This is a genomic window from Streptomyces sp. NPDC058008 (assembly GCF_042886395.1).
In the GTDB taxonomy this organism is placed as follows: domain Bacteria; phylum Actinomycetota; class Actinomycetes; order Streptomycetales; family Streptomycetaceae; genus Streptomyces.
In genome coordinates this window covers 19,471-36,917 of sequence record NZ_JBHVQX010000014.1, presented here as the reverse complement: position 1 = coordinate 36,917, position 17,447 = coordinate 19,471, and the positions used below count along the sequence as shown (strand labels likewise).

At 71.6% G+C, this 17,447-nt stretch carries 9 protein-coding genes; 3 read left to right on the top strand and 6 right to left on the bottom strand.

The window, feature by feature from the left end; genetic code table 11:
* Positions 1-80: 80 nt before the first annotated feature.
* Entirely contained in the window at positions 81-1,166 is a 1,086-nt protein-coding gene (locus ACFVS9_RS16025) for an ABC transporter substrate-binding protein (protein WP_389932705.1), read from the bottom strand.
* 482 nt (positions 1,167-1,648) lie between these two features.
* Here ACFVS9_RS16025 and ACFVS9_RS16020 point away from each other — a divergent pair, with 482 nt between their 5' ends.
* Both ACFVS9_RS16020 and ACFVS9_RS16015 read left to right on the top strand, forming a co-directional pair.
* Entirely contained in the window at positions 1,649-4,093 is a 2,445-nt protein-coding gene (locus ACFVS9_RS16020) for an RICIN domain-containing protein (RefSeq protein WP_389932702.1), read from the top strand.
* A 76-nt stretch (positions 4,094-4,169) separates the two neighbouring features.
* Positions 4,170-6,521, top strand: a complete 2,352-nt coding sequence (locus tag ACFVS9_RS16015; protein ID WP_389932699.1) for an AbfB domain-containing protein — start codon at positions 4,170-4,172, stop codon at positions 6,519-6,521.
* Positions 6,522-6,576: 55 nt separating this feature from the next.
* Here ACFVS9_RS16015 and ACFVS9_RS16010 read toward each other — a convergent pair whose 3' ends face one another.
* Positions 6,577-7,404 (bottom strand): phytanoyl-CoA dioxygenase family protein, encoded by an 828-nt coding sequence (locus ACFVS9_RS16010; RefSeq protein WP_389932696.1) that lies wholly within the window; start codon positions 7,402-7,404, stop codon positions 6,577-6,579.
* A gap of 220 nt (positions 7,405-7,624) precedes the next feature.
* On the opposite strand from ACFVS9_RS16010, the gene ACFVS9_RS16005 reads away from it, so the two are divergent.
* Positions 7,625-8,644 carry a LacI family DNA-binding transcriptional regulator gene (locus ACFVS9_RS16005; protein ID WP_389932693.1) on the top strand — a complete coding sequence of 340 codons (1,020 nt, stop codon included), beginning with the start codon at positions 7,625-7,627 and terminating at the stop codon, positions 8,642-8,644.
* A 191-nt stretch (positions 8,645-8,835) separates the two neighbouring features.
* On the opposite strand, the gene ACFVS9_RS16000 is transcribed toward ACFVS9_RS16005, so the two are convergent.
* The 4 genes from ACFVS9_RS16000 to ACFVS9_RS15985 form a co-directional block, all read right to left on the bottom strand.
* Positions 8,836-12,174, bottom strand: coding sequence for a LamG-like jellyroll fold domain-containing protein (locus ACFVS9_RS16000; RefSeq protein WP_389932690.1), 3,339 nt, complete (start codon positions 12,172-12,174; stop codon positions 8,836-8,838).
* Between the two features lie 172 nt (positions 12,175-12,346).
* The gene (locus ACFVS9_RS15995) at positions 12,347-14,782 is read right to left on the bottom strand and encodes a GH92 family glycosyl hydrolase (RefSeq protein WP_389932687.1); all 2,436 of its coding nucleotides are present in this window, start codon (positions 14,780-14,782) and stop codon (positions 12,347-12,349) included.
* 348 nt (positions 14,783-15,130) lie between these two features.
* The gene (locus ACFVS9_RS15990; RefSeq protein WP_383112970.1) at positions 15,131-17,032 is read right to left on the bottom strand and encodes a rhamnogalacturonan lyase; all 1,902 of its coding nucleotides are present in this window, start codon (positions 17,030-17,032) and stop codon (positions 15,131-15,133) included.
* A 37-nt stretch (positions 17,033-17,069) separates the two neighbouring features.
* Positions 17,070-17,408, bottom strand: a complete 339-nt coding sequence (locus ACFVS9_RS15985) for a YkvA family protein (protein ID WP_383112969.1) — start codon at positions 17,406-17,408, stop codon at positions 17,070-17,072.
* Positions 17,409-17,447 lie beyond the last annotated feature (39 nt).

Below are 17,447 nucleotides of genomic sequence, written 5' to 3'. Positions count from 1 at the left end.
CTGTCCAAGGGGGAGGGCCCGGGTCCGCCGCGGCCGGTCGAGGGGCCGCGGCGGCCTGGGCCGTTGGGTTCAGGAGCGGATCAGTACGCCCCGCCGAGCGATTCCTTGGCGTTGGTGTCGTCGTAGGCGCGGTCGGTGATGATGACGTTCTCGGGGATCTCCTCGCCGCCGTAGAACTTCTGGGCGGTCGCGAAGGCCAGCGGGCCGAAGCGCGGGTTGGACTCGATGACGGCGTTGTACTCGCCGTTGACCAGGGCCTGTACGGCGTTGCGGGTGCCGTCGACCGAGACGATCTTGACGTCCTTGCCGGGCTTCTTGCCGGCGGCCTTCAGCGCGGTGACGGCGCCGAGGCCCATCTCGTCGTTCTCCGCGTAGACGGCGGTGATGTCCGGCTTGGACTGGATGAGCTGCTCCATGACCTGCTGGCCCTTGTCGCGGGCGAACTCACCCGTCTGCTGCGCGACGATCTCGATGCCGGGGGCCTCGGCCTTGATCTGGTCGACGAATCCCTTGGTCCTGTCGGTGGTGACGTTGTTGCCGGAGGCCCCGAGCAGGATCGCCACCTTGCCCTTGCCGTCGGTCGCCTTGATCATCGCGTCGGCGGCGCGCTTGCCCTGCTCGACGAAGTCGGAGCCGAGGAAGGCCACGTAGTCCTTGCAGGCCGTGGAGTTGACCTTGCGGTCGACGGTGAGGACGGGCACCTTCTTCGCCGCCGCGGCCTTGAGCGCCGGCTCCAGACCGTCGGAGTTCAGCGGGGCGATGATGAGGAACTGGGCGCCCTGGGACAGCATGTCCTGGATGTCGCTGATCTGCTTCGACAGCTGCGACTGGGCGTTGGTGGTCAGCAGCTTCTTGACGCCGATCCTGGCGGCCTCGTCCTTGATCGACTGGGTCTCGGCGATACGGAACGGGTTGGCCTCCTTCTCCGACTGGGAGAAGCCGACCACCGCGTCCTTGAGGTCGATCTTGGGCGCGCCGTACGTCTCCAGCGAACAGCCGGGGCCGGAGGCCGCCTCGGGGGACTTGGCCGCCTGTGCTCCCTGGCTGCTGTCACCGCCCGCGTCGTTCGAGGTCTCCGACTTCGAGCAGCCGGAAACGGCCAGCGTGGCGGTGGCGGCGAGCAGGCAGGCCGCGGCGAGGGTACGGGATCGACGCTGGATCATCATGCGCGGGACGCTCCTTGGCGGGGTGACGGCACGCTGTTCGGCGTGCGGTCGGGCATGGCGGGACGGTGCATCGGCCGCTCGGCGGCAGATGACGCTGCATCCCTCACGACCCCCGCTTCGAGCTGCGGAATCTGCGGTCGTAAGGGCCTGTGAGGCCTCTCGGCGGCTCGGTTTACAACGTTATATAGGCGAGGCGCCGCAGGCGGCAAGAGAGTTGTCGACGCATTTCCAAAATGTGTCCGCCCCTGACGCGGCCCCCCGCGCGCGCCGGCCGCGGGGAAGCCGTCGCACCAGCTGCTGCGCCACCTCTGGACACCGGCTTGACCGCGTGCTGTCATACCGCCGACATCAATTTTCCAACGTTGCATACCTGTTGTCGCTCCGTCAGGCGCGGATGCGACGGCCACCTTCGCGATGCGCCGGCCCGTCCCGGCCGGTCACCCCACCCCTGTCCGGCAGTGCAGAAGCGGAGTCCCCACACGATGTCCCTGAACCGCAGACACCTCATGACGGGCGCCCTCGCCACCGTCGCCGCGGCCACGGCGGCCGGCCGGTGGGCCGGCACCGCGACCGCCGCGGGCGGCCTGGCCGCCGCGGCGCCGGGCGGCCACTACTCCCCCAACGCCGCCCCGCTGCACCCCACGGCGTTCCTGAGGCTGCCTCCCGGGCGCGTCACCGCCCGGGGCTGGCTGGCCGGTCAGCTCCGGCTCCAGCTGGACGGCCTCTGCGGCCGCTACGAGGAGCTCTCCCACTTCCTCGACTTCGAGGCCTCCGGATGGGTCCGCCCCGACCGAGGGGGCTGGGAGGAAGTCCCCTACTGGCTGCGCGGATACACGGACCTGGCGATCGTCACGGGCGACGCGACGGCACTGGCCTCGGCGCGCCGGTGGATCGACGCCGTCCTCGCGACCCAGCGGCCCGACGGTTTCTTCGGACCCGAGGCGCTGCGGACCTCGCTCGGCGGCGGGCCTGACTTCTGGCCCTTCCTTCCCCTGCTCCAGGCGCTCCGCTCGTGGCAGGAGTACGACGGCGACACCCGGATCATCCCCTTCCTCAGCCGGTTCTTCCGTTACATGAACGCCCAGGGTCCCGGCGCCTTCGGCACCAGCTGGATCGCCCTGCGCTGGGGCGACGGACTCGACAGCGTCTACTGGCTGTTCAACCGCACCGGGGACGCCTTCCTGCTCGAACTGGCCGACCGGATCCACCGGTACGGCGCCGACTGGGGCGACAACCTGGCCGATCCGCACAACGTCAACATCGCGCAGGGCTTCCGCGAGCCCGCCCAGTACGCCCTGCGCAGCGGCTCACGGCAGGACACCCGGAACACGTACGGGACGTACGCCAGGGCCATGGACACGTACGGGCAGTTCGCCGGTGGCGGCTTCGCCGGGGACGAGAACGCCCGGCCCGGCCACGGGGACCCCCGGCAGGGCTTCGAGACCTGCGGGATCGTCGAGTTCATGGCGAGTCACCAGCTGCTCACCCGGATCACCGGCGACCCGCTCTGGGCGGACCGGTGCGAGGAGCTGACCTTCAACTCGCTGCCCGCCGCACTGGACCCGTCGGGGAAGGCGGTCCACTACGTCACCAGCGCCAACGCCGTGGACCTGGACGACGCGCCCAAGCGGGACCGGCAGTTCCAGAACGGCTTCGCGATGCAGGCGTACCTGCCGGGGGTCGACCGGTACCGCTGCTGCCCGCACAACTACGGCATGGGCTGGCCCCGCTTCACCGGGGAACTCTGGCTCGCCACCCCGGACGGCGGTCTCGCCGCCGCGATGTACGCGGCGAGCGACGTCACCGCCAAGGTCGCCGACGGCACCGAGGTCACCTTCACGGAGGAGACCGGCTACCCCTTCACGGACACGGTCACGCTGTCCCTCAGGTCCCCGAAGCCGCTGCGCTTCCCCCTGGTGCTGCGCGTTCCCGCGTGGTGCGCGGAGCCGGACATCCGCGTCAACGGCGAGCGCGCCGCGGCCCCGGCCGGTCCGGCCTTCACCCGGATCGACCGCACCTGGGCCGACGGCGACGAGATCACGCTGCGTCTGCCGCAGCGGACCACCGTACGCACCTGGACCGGCAACCGCGGCTCGGTCAGCGTCGACCACGGGCCGCTGACCTACTCCCTGCGCGTCGGGGAGTCGTACGAGCGCATCGGCGGTACGGAGCGGTTCCCGGAGTACGCGGTCCACGCCACCACACCGTGGAACTACGGCCTCGTCCTGGACGGGGCGCGGCCGGCGTCCTCGTTGCGTCCCCGCCCCACCGGGCGCGCCCCCGGCGACAACCCCTTCACCCTGGAGGGCACCCCGCTCGCCATGACCGCCCGCGCCCGCCGCATCCCGGAGTGGGGCGCCGACGACGAGCACGTGGTGGCACCCCTCCAGCAGAGCCCGGCCCGCAGCACCGAGCCGGTCGAGGAGGTCACGCTGGTCCCGATGGGCGCGGCACGGCTGCGGATCACGTCCTTCCCCACGGCCCGCCCGGACGCCGCACCCTGGCTCGCGGACCGCTGGTACCGGATCGGCAACCGCAACTCCGGCAAGGTGCTCGCCGTGGACGGCATGTCCACCGCGAACAGCGCCCACGTGGTCCAGTTCGCCGACACCGGGACCGCCGACCACCTGTGGCGGCTCGTGGCGAACGGCGACGGCTGGTACCGCGTCCGCAACCGGCACTCCGGCAAGGTGCTCGGGGTGGACCTCATGTCCACGGCGAACAGCGCCCATGTCGTGCAGTTCGACGACAACGACACGGCCGACCACCTCTGGCAGCTCGTACCGGACGGCGACGGCTGGTATCGCGTCCGCAACCGCAACTCGGACAAGGTGCTCGGCGTGGACGGCATGTCCGCCGCCGACAGCGCCCATGTCGTGCAGTACGACGACAACGGGACCGCCGACCACCTCTGGCAGCTGCTCTGAGCAGCTGCGGCCACCGGCACCGCTCCCCGCGCCGGCCCGGTGCGGGGAGTCCTTCCCCCCTGAAGGAGATCCGGGAATGACGTCCGCACCCGCACCACGCCGCCGCACCTGGCGGAGACGGCTGACCGCAGGCACCGGCCTGCTGGCCCTGCTCGCCACCGCGCTGGTGGGAGCGAGCACCGCTCCGGCGACGGCCGCGCCGACGGCATGGGCGCCGAAGCCGGCCCCCATGACGACGCCCTGGACGGACCAGGTGTCCGTCGACAACCCCCTGCCCGAGTACCCGCGTCCCCAGCTCACCCGCCCCGACTGGGCGAACCTCAACGGCATCTGGGACTTCGCGGTGACCGGCCGCGACGCGGGACAGCCTGCGGCGTTCTCCGAGCAGATCAGGGTTCCGTTCGTCGCCGAGTCCTCGCTCTCCGGGATCAAGCGGAAGATCACCCAGAACGACAAGCTCTGGTACAAGCGCACGTTCACCGTGCCGTCGAACTGGAACGGCCGCCGGGTCGTGCTCAACTTCGGCGCGTCCGACTGGCAGACCACCGTGCTCGTCAACGGCACCCAGGTCGGCGCCCACCAGGGCGGCTTCGACTCGTTCTCGTACGACATCACGCCGCAGCTCAACGGCGGTACGAACACGGTCGTCGTCTCCGTGTACGACCCGACGCAGACCGGTGGCCAGGCCGTCGGCAAGCAGCGCCTGAACGACGTGAACCCGCACCCGGGCGGCGGCATCTTCTACACCGCGGCCTCCGGCATCTGGCAGACGGTCTGGCTGGAACCCGTCGCCGCGTCGCACGTCACGCGCCTCGACATGACGCCGGACCTCGGCAGCGGCAGCCTGCGGGTGAAGGTCCAGGCGGCCTCGGCGAGCGGCCGGACCGCGCGGGTCACCGTCTCCAGCGGCGGCACCGTCGTGGGTACGGCGACCGGGGCGCCCGGCGCCGAGATCTCCGTACCCGTGCCGAACCCCCGGCTCTGGAGCCCGGACGACCCGTTCCTGTACGACGTGCGCGCCGAACTGCTCGACGGGAGCGCGGTGGTGGACACGGTGGGCGGCTACGCGGGCATGCGGTCCATCGCCGTGGCCAAGGCCGGGAACATCCTGCGCCCCGTCCTCAACGGGAAGTTCGTCTTCCAGACGGGCACGCTCGACCAGGGCTACTGGCCCGACGGCATCTACACCGCGCCCACCGACGCGGCCCTGCGGTCCGACCTCCAGGCGCACAAGGACCTCGGGTTCAACATGGTGCGCAAGCACATCAAGGTCGAACCGCAGCGCTGGTTCTACTGGGCGGACAAGCTGGGCCTGCTCGTCTGGCAGGACATGCCCGCCATGGACACCGGGAAGTCCCCCGACGCAGCGGCACGGGCCCAGTGGGAGGCCGAGTACCACGCGGTCATCGACCAGCACCGGAGCTCCCCGTCGCTGGTCATGTGGGTCAACCAGAACGAGGGGTGGGGCCAGTACGACCAGGCCAGGATCGCGAACGAGGTGAAGGCCTACGACCCGTCGCGGCTGGTGGACAACATGAGCGGGGTCAACTGCTGCGGCTCCGTGGACGGCGGCAACGGGGACGTGGTGGACAACCACGTCTACGTCGGCCCGGGCAACACGGCGCCCACCGCGACCCGGGCCGCCGTCCTCGGCGAGTTCGGCGGGCTGGGGTACAGGGTCCCGGGCCACGAGTGGTACCCGGGCGGCGGCTTCAGCTACGAGGACCAGGCGAGCGTCACCGCGCTGAACAACCGGTTCGTCGGGCTCCTGGACGCCATCAGGACCGGCCAGCTGCCGGCCGGCCTCTCCGCCTCGGTCTACACGGAGATCACCGACGTCGAGAACGAGGCGAACGGGCTGCTCACCTACGACCGCCAGGTGGTCAAGGTGGACACGGCACGGGTGAGGGCCGCGAACCAGGCGCTCATCCAGGCGTCGAAGGACCCCGCGCCGCCGGTCACCCTGCCCACCGGGCAGTACAGGTCGCTGCGGGTCACCACTCCGGGCCACACGAACAAGTACCTGCGTCACTCCGAGGCACTCGCCTACACCGCGGTCGTCGACGGCGCAAGCAGCGCGCTGCTGAAGAACGACGCCACCTGGAAGGTCGTCACGGGCCTGGCGAACGGCAACTGCTATTCGCTGGAGTCACGCAACTACCCCGGTGAGTACCTGCGTCACCGGGACTTCCGGGTCCGCCGTGACGCGAACGACGGCTCGGCCCTGTTCAAGGCGGACGCCACCTGGTGCGCGGTCGCGGGCACGGGCGGGGTCAGGTTCTCCAGCGCCAACCTGCCGGGCAGCTACCTGCGCCACATCGACTCGGAGGTGTGGCTGGCCACGCCCGGCGGCGGCCACGCCTGGGACAACGCGGCCACCTTCACCGAGGACACCACCTGGGCCGTGGACGGCCCCTGGGCTCCCTGAGGCCGGCCGCCGGACCCGGTGCCGGGCCCTCGTCGGGCCGGCACCGGGTCCGGTCTCACTCCTCGCCCATGACCAGGCCCTCGATGGTGTGCTTCTGGACGATGGGGGTCAGCGCCTCCACGACCGGGCAGTGCAGATGCGCCCGGACCCGCCCGGGCAGGGCGGCCCAGTACGCGCGGGTGACCGCCATGTCGTGCTGGGCGTCGTTCCCCGCGCCCGGGGCGTCGACGCCCAGTACCAGGACCGGCCGGGAGTCCGGGGAGTGGTTGGCGGTGCCCCGGTGGACCGTCAGGGCCGAGCGGGCCGAGATGTCCCCGCGCCGCGGGTACGTGCGCCGGGCGAGCCCCGCGTAGCGCGGATAGGTGTCGCGGGGCGGGAACATCGCGTGGCCGAAGCGGGCGTCGTCGTCCCACTGGGTGCCGGGCGCGATCTCGAACGGGCCCATGTCCTCACGGGTGTCCACGGCTGTCAGGTTGAAGGCGAGGGAGGTGAGCCTGCGCCGGTGCCGGGTGGCGTCGGGCATGGGGAAGTCCCGGTGCCAGGGCTGGTTCACCGCCCCGGCGAGCGGGACGTCGAAGCCGAGCTCGACGATGCGGTAGTCGGGCCCCAGGACGGCCTCGCACACACCCCGGACCCAGGGGTGGTCCACGAGTTCGACGAAGCCCCGCATCTGCTCGGGGTGGATCTCCACGTAGTACCGGTGGGGTCCCCGGCCGACCGCACCGCCCTCCCGGCCGCGCGCCTCGGTGAAGGCCGACTCGATGTCCTCGCGCATCACGTCCGCCCACTGCGGGGTGAAGGCGCCGCGGTGCGCGGTGATGCCGGCCGTGTACAGGTCCTCGACGGCCGTGTCGAGGTGCGGGGCGAGAGCGGCTTCGGACATGGCTGGGGTCCCTTCGTCGACGGGAGGCGGGGGCGGCCGGGCGGCGGGGGTGCGCTGTCCCTCCCCTGCGCGACGGCCGGCCCGCCCATGTTGCAACGTTGCAAGCAACGTGGCAAGAGGGAGTGCGCCCCCGCGTGCGGCGGGACTGTTACGGTGCTCAGCGCGAGGGACCGGTTCCACCGGCCGCCCCCGCGCACCGAGGGACAGGAGCGCACCGACCGTGGCAGCGAGACTCAAGGACGTCGCCGCGCTGGCCGGCGTGTCCGTCCGGACCGTCTCCAACGTCGTGAGCAACGCGGCGGCGGTCGCACCGGCGACGCGCGCCCGGGTCGAGGCGGCGGTCGAGGAGCTGGGCTACCGCCCCAATCTCGCCGCCCGCAACCTCCGTCAGGGACGCACGGGCCTCATCGGGGTCGTCGTACCCGAGATCCACTCCCCCTACTTCGGCGCGCTGGCGTCCCTCCTCATCGACGCGGCGCAGGAGCGCGGCTGGACCGTGCTGCTGGAGCGGACCGGAGGGCGCGGAGATCTGGAACGGCGCCTGCTGGACGGCTCGGAGGGTCACCAGGTCGACGGGATGATCGTCAGTCCCTGGTCGACGTCCCCGTCCGAACTGGCCGCGCTGGCGGGCGGTCTGCCGCTCGTGGTCCTGGGTGAGCTGGAGGCGGACGGGGCGATCGACCACGTGGCCCTGGACAACGTGGGGGCGGCGCGGGACGCCGCTCGCCATCTGGTCGCGAGGGGCCGTACCCGGATCGCGGCGATCGGGCTCCAGTCCGGGCTGGGACACGGAACGGCGGAGCTGCGGGCCGAGGGCTTCCGGCAGGGTCTGCGGGAAGCGGGCCTGAACCCGGTGGCCGAGGTGGAGGTGGCCGATCTGCACCGTGCGGAGGGGGCGCGGGCCCTGCGGGAGCTGCTGGCGGTGCCCGGCCGCGTGGACGCCGTGTTCTGCTTCAGCGACGAACTCGCCCTCGGCGCCCTGCGCGTGGCCGCCGAGCGGGGGGTCCGGGTCCCGCGGGACCTGGCGCTGATGGGGTTCGACGACATCGAGGACGGCCGGTTCGCGTCGCCTTCCCTGACCACGATCGCCCCGGACCGGGAGCAGATCGCCGAACGCGCCGTGCAGTGCCTGACCGAGCGGGTCCTGGGCCGGTTCGACGCACTGCCCGGCCGCCGGATCGTGGTCCCGCACCGGGTGCGGGTGCGCGAGAGCACCGGGGGCGCGCTCTCCCAGGTGTGACGGCGCGCCGGGGCGCCGGGGAGACCACCCTCCTGCCGGCGCGCCCGGACCGCGGCATACGGCCCGCTGCCCGGCGGAGGAGCGCGTCGAGGCGGCTCTCCGGCCGGCGCGCCGGCGGGGCCGCCGGACAGCGCGGTGCTCCCGGCGGTGCGGCGCGTGCGCGCACCGCCGGGAGCGGTCCTGCGGCCGGTCTACGGCTTCTCGCCGTCGTGGAGCGCGGTCACCTCCTGGGCGGTGAGCGCCTTGTCGTACACCTTCACCTGGTCGACGGAACCGTTCCAGAAGTCGGTGTTGCCGCCCGACCACTTGGCACGGCCGACCGACAGCGCGCCGGAGCTCACGTCGGCGCTGCCCGCCGCGGCGGTGGAGGCGAGCCTGCCGTCGACGTACAGCTTGATCTCGTCACCGCTGCGTACGCCGACGAGGTGGTACCAGTGGCCGAGCTCGGGCTTGATCTCCAGCCGGGCCCGGTGGGCGCCCGGGGTGGAGAAGGCGAACGCGCCCTGCCCGTACTGGAGGTAGAACGGGTTCTCCTGGCGGCGGCCGTCCTGGCTGACGACGGTGGCGTAGTTGCCCGGCAGGGCGTCGAGCGACGCCCAGGCCGAGACGGTGTAGTCACCGGTGGTGTCGACGACCGGGCCGTCGGTCTCCGCGTACTGCCCCGCGCCGTTGAACTTCAGCGCCGAGCCCCGCACCCCCGGCGTCCAGGAGGTGCCGGCGGAGAGAGTGAGGTCCTTGCGGTTCGGGCCGCTGTCGGCCGCCCTGGTGCCCTTGTTCTCGTCGAGGGACCAGGCACCGCCGCCCTTGATCAGATCCCGCTCGCCCGCGGCGGCGCCGGCGGCGATGACCTCCTGGTTGATCTTCCGGACCTTGGCGGCGTCGACCTTGATCTCCCGGCGGTCGTACGTCCACAGGCCGTTGAGCTCGTTCTCCAGGTCGGTCACCTGGGTGTAGATCGAGCCGGAGAGCTCGGCGCGGGCCGCCTCCAGGTAGTACGTGCGCGTGTTGTCGACGTACTTCGCGGTCAGCGCGTCCTTGTCCGCCACGCCGCTGTAGATCGCGGTGGGGGCACCGGGCCACATGCGGCCGGGGATCCTCAGGGTGAATCCGCCGTGCTCGCCGTCCATCGCGGCGCGCGTCCGGTCGGGGAAGGCCGGATCGGTGTTGTTGTAGTCGTGGTGGTCGATGATGTCGCCCTTGCCGGAGTCACCCTTGCTGTTGCAGCAGTTGACACCGCTGTGGGCGCTGACGACGCGCGAGGGGTCGGCGGCCTGGACCTTCTCGGTGATCCTGCCGGTCTCGGTGCGGTCCCACTCGCCCCAGCCCTCGTTGAAGACGATCCAGGCACCGATCGAGGGGTAGTTGTGCAGCTGCTCCATCATCTCGGCGCCCTGGTCGAGGAAGGCCTTCTGGCCCTTCTCGCCGGTGATGTTGCCGGAGACGAAGTCCTGCCACACCAGGAGGCCCAGCTGGTCGGCGTGGTAGTACCAGCGGGCGGGCTCGACCTTGATGTGCTTGCGGACGGAGTTGAAGCCGAGGTCCTTCTGCGCCTTCAGGTCGAAGACGAGGGCCTTGTCGCTGGGCGCCGTGTTCAGGCCGTCGGGGTAGAAGCCCTGGTCGAGCTGGGCGAGGGAGAAGAAGGGCTTCCCGTTGAGCACCAGCTTCTGGTAGCCGCCGACCTCGGCGACACCGAAGGAGCGCATACCGAAGTAGCTCTCGACCGTGTCCTTGGAGCGGCCGTCCTTGAGGGTGACCTCCAGGTCGTACAGGTACGGGTCGTCCGGCGTCCACAGGTGCTGCTTGGCGACCGGGAGGCTCAGCTCGCCGTTGGCCGGGCCGGTGACCGTGCCGACGACCTTGCCCTTCCTGTCACGGGCGACGGCGGTGACCCGGGCGGACTTCGAGGCGTTCGCGGAGGTGACCGTCAGGGCGAGCCGCCCCTTGTCGATGTCCGGCGTGGTCTTCAGGGAGTCGACGGCCGCGGGCGCGACGGGCTCCATCCAGACGGTCTGCCAGATGCCGGAGGTGGCGGTGTAGAAGATGCCGCTCGGGTTCGCGGACTGCTTTCCGGTGGGCTGGTCCGCTCCGGTGGTGTCGGTGACCGCGACCACGATCTCCTGGGGGCCGCTGCCCTTGAGGGCGTCGGTGATGTCCGCGCTGAAGGCGGTGTAGCCGCCGGTGTGCTCGGCGACCTGCTTGCCGTTGACCCAGACCCGCGCCTGGTAGTCGACGGCTCCGAAGTTCAGCTTCAGACGGTCGTCGCTGCCGCGCTTGCCGACCGACCAGCTCTTGGGCACGGTGACGAGCTTGCGGTAGAACATGTGGTCCTCGTGGCGCTCCAGCCCGGAGAGCTGGGACTCGACGGGGTACGGCACGGTGATGCGCTCGCCGAGCGCCTTGCCGAAGACCGGCTTCTCACCGGCGGTGGCTCCCGCGAACTCCCACTGGCCGTTGAGGTTCTTCCAGTCGTCGCGGACCTGCTGCGGGCGGGGGTACTCCGGCAGCGGGTTCTTCCGGTCGACCTTGTCGCCCCACGGTGTGGTCAGCCGGTGCGTGGAGAGGTTCTTCGCCCTGCGGCTGATCTCGGGGACGGTCTCGCCGCCGTTCTTCAGGCCGCCCTTCCCGTCGTAGGCGAACCTGACCTGCTGGCCCTTCTGGACGGCCGCGCCCAGGGTGACCATCAGCGCCTTGCGGTTGTCGGACGCCCGGACGACCGACTTCACGGGCATCGGCGTGGTGTCCGCCTCGACGACGAGGTGGTTCTTCACGTCCTTGACGTCGCGGACCTCGTGGTCGAAGGTCGCCTGCACCTTCAGACCGTTCCCGGCGACGCTCAGACCGATCGGGTAGACCTCGAAGTCGGCCGGCGGGGTGAAGGCCGACTCGGGGACGATCTGCTTGGCGAGCTTGGCACTCGACCAGCGCAGGAACATGTTCGCCCCGCCGGTGTCCTGGAACATCTCCAGCCGGAACGTGTGCTGTTCGCCGGCCTTCAGCGTCAGGGGCGCGCTCGTCTGCTCCTTGTCCCAGTCCGGCACCCAGTGGTCGATGACCGGCTTGTCGTCGATGAAGAGGCGGAAGCCGTTGTCGCCGATGGCGGAGAAGGTGTAGTCGCCGGTCTCCGGTGCCGCGATCTGCCCCGTCCAGCGGGCGGTGGTGTGCTCGGTCCTACCCGTGGCCGACTCGAACGCCCCGGTGAGACCGGGGAAGTTGATGTCCGGGTCGAGGGAGACGGCACCGAGCTTCGCGAAGTCACGGGCGCCCGGGGCGGACATGGCGAAGTACTCGCCCTTGAGACCGTGCGGCTCGGTGGACGGGTTCTCCTTCACGAACGCCGAAGCGGTCGAGGCCCCTTCGGCGGGAGCGGCGGCGGGAGCGGCGGCCGCGGCCGGGACCAGGGTGGCCCCGACGGGGAGCAGCAGCGCCGCCGTGCAGGCGAGCGTTCTGAAAAGCGTTCGGGGGCGGGCTAGTTGTCGTATCAAGGCGTCGTCCTCGTCGAAGAAGCCGAAGTGCCCCCAACCGCGGAGCACTGCACATAGTCGAACATTGAGCCACAGCCCCAAACACCTGACAACGGTCGTGCACGCAGATTTTTCAACGATAGAAAATCAGGGCCCCTCCCGCCCTCCCCGCCGGACGCACGGGACCCGGCGAACGGCAACGCGCCGCCCACCGGGTCCTGCGGCAGGGCCAGTTGACGCACTACCGGGGAAGACCCGCAGGTCCCGTGGCCCAGGAGGTGTTCGGCCGGTCGGCGAGACGGTAGGCCAGCGACCCTCCCCCGGTGACCAGCCGGGCGTCCGTCCACGACCGGTCGGCCGCCCGCCCGTCGACCTTCACCGCGTCGATGTACGGATGTGTCGCATCGGCCTGCGGCGCGCTGATCCGGATGTCCCCGCCCTGCGAACGGTGCAGCACGGCGGACGGGAAGAGCGGTGCCCCGAGCAGCAGGGTGGCGCTGCCCGGGGTCTGCGGATAGAGGCCGAGGGCCGAGAAGACGTACCAGGCCGACATCGTCCCGAGGTCGTCGTTGCCGGGCAGGCCGCGCGGGCCGGTCCCGTAGACCGTGTCCACGATCTCGCGTACGGTCTCCTGGGTCTTCCACGGCTGACCGAGCGCGTTGTAGAGCCAAGGGGCGTGGATTCCGGGCTCGTTGGTGGGGTCGTAGCGCAGTGCGTCGCCGCCCTTGACCGACCAGGAACCGTCCGCCTTGTGGAAGAAGCCGTCCAGCCGCGTGGCCGCCTTCTCCCGGCCTCCCATGGCATCGGCCAGGCCCTGCACGTCCTGCGGGACCATCCAGGTGTACGTGGCGCTCGTGCCCTGCGCGAAGCCCTTCTCGCTGCCCGGGCCGAAGGGGGTCACCCACGAGCCGTCCAGGTTGCGCGCCTGGACGTAGCCGGTGGTCCCGGCGCCGTCCCCGGCCCCGGGGTTGAACACGTTGCGCCACCACAGGCCGCGCTCCTCGAAGGCTTCGGCCTCCTCGTCCCGTCCGAGCAGCCGCGCCCACCGGCCGAGCGCCGCGTCGGCCACCGCGTCCTCCAGCGTCTCGGCGGCACCGCCCCAGCAGTGGCAGACGTCCTGGGCCGCGTAGTGGGACTCCAGGTACTGGGCGAGGTTGGGCCGCTGGCCGGTGCACTGGCCGGGGCACCCCGCGTCGGAGAGGCCGTCGGGGTGCGGCACGGTGGCCTGCCGGGCCAGGGACTCGAAGGCGCCCTCGTAGTCGAAGTTGCGTACGCCCATCGCGTAGAACGTGGCGAGGGTGGCCGCGGTGGGATCGCCCGTCATGACGTGCGTGGCCCCGTTCACGTGCACCCACCGGTCCCAGACGCCGCCGTTCTGCCGGGCGAAGTTGTACAGCGACTGGGCGAAGTCCCCGGCGATCCTGGGTTTGAGGAGGGCGAGGAGCTGGATCTGCGCCCGGTACTGGTCCCAGCCGGAGAAGTTGCTGTACTGCGCTTTCTGACCGCCCGTCACGCGGTGCGGTACGCCGTCCATGCCGGGGTAGCGGCCGTCGGTGTCGCTGATCAGGTTCGGCTGCGTCAGCGCGTGGTACAGCGCGGTGTAGAACGTGGTGCGCCGGGCGTCGCTGCCCCCGCCGACCCGCGCGGAGGCGAGCTCGCGGTCCCAGGCGGCCGACCCGGCCCGCGCCACGTCGTCGACGCTCGCCCGCGGTGCGATCTCCTTGCGGAGGTTGGCCTCCGCGCCCGCCAGGCTGACGTAGGAGATCCCGATCCGCATGCGGACGTCGCCGCCCGCCGAGGTGTCGAAGCCGACCCAGCCTCCGGAGCCCCTGCCGGCGCGGTCCGCCCCGGTGGCGTATCCCTCGCCGCCGCCTCCGGTCGTGGCGCCGGGCGCGAGGGTGCCGTCGCGCCAGGTGCCCGTGGTGGCGAAGTCGCGGTCGAAGGAGGCGCTGAAGTAGAGCCGGTAGTAGCTCTTGCGGTTGTTGGTGCCCCCGTTGGCGCGCCGGCCGCAGAACGCCCCGGTGAGCACCGAACCGGTCACCTTGCGGTGCGCGGTGTCGATCTCGATCCCGGCGTCCTCGCTGCCGTTGAGGGAGTTGGAGACCCGGAAGAGCAGGCTGGCGGGCTTCCCCGCCGGGAAGCCGAAGTCGGCCACGCCCGCGCGGTCGCTCACGGCCAGGTCGGCCGTGGCGCCGGAGTCGAGCCCGACGGTGTAACGGCCCGGCACCGCGCGCTCGTCGTCGTGCGAGAACCCGGAGGCGTAGACGGCGTCCTTGGTGTCGGCGGACGGCGAGGAGGTGACGTCGCCGACGAACGGCATGATGGGCACGTCACCGGCGGCACCCGGATTGCAGCCGGCGCCGTTGACATGGGTGAGGCTGAGCCCGCGCATGCGGGTCACGCCGTACTCGTAGCCGTTGGCGGCCCCGGTGCTCGTCTGGTCGCCCGTGGTGCTGGTCGGCGACCAGGCGATCATGCCGTACGGTCTGACCGCGCCGGGATAGGTGTTGCCGCCGTTGGCCGTGCCGATCATCGGATCCACGTAGGCGGTGGGACGCGGGACGAACGCCTCGGCCTGGGCGGCCGGCGGCAGGAAGGCGCCCGCGAGCGCACCGGTCAGGACGATCGCGGCGGCCCGTGCGGCGAGGCGTCGGGCCGCGGACGGTCTGGAGGGCATGGTCTGGGATACCTCCGGCAGAGTTGGACAACGTTGTCAACACCTGGTCGGATCACGGCGTGGACAGCGTCGGTCGATGCGCGGCCGAGCGTAGGTCCCCACGGCGTGCCGGGGAATGCCCCGGGCGGATCCGAGCGGTGAACGGGTCATGAACGGGCGTCCGGAACCGGGCCACCGGCGCCGGACCGTCACCGGCACGGGTCCGCCGTGCGGTGCGCCGGAAGAACGGATCCTCCGGCCCGGGCCCTCGCACCGGCCGCCGGACCGCGAACGGCCCGCGCCCCCGGGCACGGGCCGACGCCTTCCGGGCCGCGCCCCCTGACGCGGGGGGCGCGGCCCGCCGTGACTCTACGGCGTGGTGATGCTCGGTCGGGGCGCGGTGGCCATCCCGCTGCCGATGGCGAAGCCGGGGTGCGGGGGCTGGTTGTACGCCGTGTTCTGCCAGGCCAGCGCGGTCCGGTACGTGGTGTCGTGGAGCAGCGTGGTGATCTTCGTGCCGGTCTCGTACGGCGTCGAGTAGATCCGCAGCGCCGTGTTGTCGGTGGTCGGCCAGACGACTTCCTCGCGCCAGTCGCCGAAGAGGTCCCCGGAGATCGAGGGGGTGGCCTTGGTGCCGTTGTTGGAGTGGACCGACGCGCCCGTCAGCAGGCGGGTGTCGGCCGAGGGCCCGTACTTGTCGATGTGCGTGCCGTCGAGGAGTTCACGGGTGGTGTCACCGTCCCACCAGGCCAGGAAGTTGGAGCTGGACGGCTTCCGGCTGGAGACGACGGTGCCCTTCGGGTCGCGCACCCCGGAGACGGCGGAGGACCAGGACTCCGCGCCGGGACTGCCGGCCCAGATGTCACCGGACACGCCGCGGCCGTTGTCACCGTTCGCGGGGGTGGACCACAGGATCTGGCCGGTCCTGGCGTCGGCCATCCACGAGGACGGCTTCGAGCTGTCCTCGTCGACCTTGAACACCTCCAGGCCCGCCCGCGAGGGGTCGAGGTCGCCGACGTGCTGGGCGTCGCCGTGTCCGTTCTTCGTCGTCCACAGGCCACTGCCGTTGTCGTCCACCGCCATCGCGCCGTAGATGATCTCGTCCTTCCCGTCCCCGTCGGCGTCGGCGATCGACAGTTGGTGGTTGCCCTGGCCGTCGTACCCCTTGCCGGAGTTGGTCGAACTGTTCGTGTCGAAGGTCCAGCGGCGGGTGAAGGCGCCGCCCCGCCAGTCCCAGGCGGCGATGACGCTGCGCGTGTAGTAGCCGCGCGCCATGATCAGGGACGGCCTGGAGCCGTCCAGGTAGGCCGTGCCGGCGAGGAACCGGTCGACCCGGTTGCCGTAGGAGTCGCCCCAGGAGGAGACCGTGCCGCGCGCGGGGACGTAGTCGACGGTGCCCATCGCCGCGCCGGTACGCCCGTTGAACATCGTCAGGAACTCCGGGCCGGAGAGGACGTATCCGGAGGAGTTCCGGTAGTCGGCCGAGGCGCTGCCGATCACCTTCCCGGTGCCGTCGGCGCTGCCGTCGGCGGTCTTCATCGCCACCTCGGCCTGGCCGTCACCGTCGTAGTCGTACACCTGGAACTGGGTGTAGTGGGCGCCGGAGCGGATGTTGCGCCCGAGGTCGATCCGCCAGAGCCGGGTGCCGTCGAGGCGTATCCCGTCGATGACCGTGTTGCCCGTGTAGCCGGACTGGGAGTTGTCCTTGGCGTTGGTGGGCTGCCACTTCAGTACGAAGTCCAGGGCGCCGTCGCCGTCCAGGTCACCGACGGACGCGTCGTTGGCCTCGTAGGTGTAGGCCACCCCGTCGGGGGTCGTCCCTCCCGCGGGCGGGCTGATGGGGACGTCCTTGTATCCGGTACGGAACTGGATCGCGTGCACGGAGTCGCCCTGCTCCACGCCGCCGACGACCGCGCGGACGGTGTAGTCGGCGGTGGCGGGGGCCCCGGAGTGGAAGTAGTTGGTCGTGGCGGTGACCGGCGAGGCGTTGACCTTGGTGCCGGCCCGGTAGACGTTGAACGACACGCCGTCGGGGTCGGTGCCCAGCCAGCGCCAGCTGACGAGGTTCCCGCTGTCGGTGTGCACGCTCACGACGCCGCGGTCGAGCGCCTCGGCCTGCCGGGCGGTGGCGGCCTGGGAGGCCGGGCCGAACGCCACGAGGCCGCCGGCGGCGAGCAGTCCGGCCACGAGCGCGCCGGTCAGCGCGCGGGCACGGGGCGCACGGCGTCCGCGGCGGGGACGGGATTCGGGGTGGGGAAGCGGAGGCTCCACGGGAGGCACCTTCTGGCAGGGGACGGCTTACGCCCCCTCAGTCGCTCCCGGGCACCGAAAGGTTGCCGCCCGGTGCCGCCCCTTTGACCGCCGGCCGGTCCTGCCCCGCGCCGGCGGCGCGCGCCGCCGCGTGCAGCGAGCGCAGGGCGAGCAGCAGGAAGCCGATGTCGTCGAGGTAGACGGGGTCGGGCAGCAGGTCCACGGGCGACACGGTGTAGATGATCGCCGCCCACACGAGCGCCTTGTCGCGCAGGGGGATGCCCGCGTCGACGAGGAGCTTCCGCGCCCGGATCACGCGTACCAGCAGGACGGCGGCGGCCCCTGCCATGAGCAGGAGCGCGAGCGCGCCGACGACGAGCCAGACCGAGGTGTCCACGGCTCATCCTCTCCCCGGCGGGCAGCCGGGGCCGGGAGG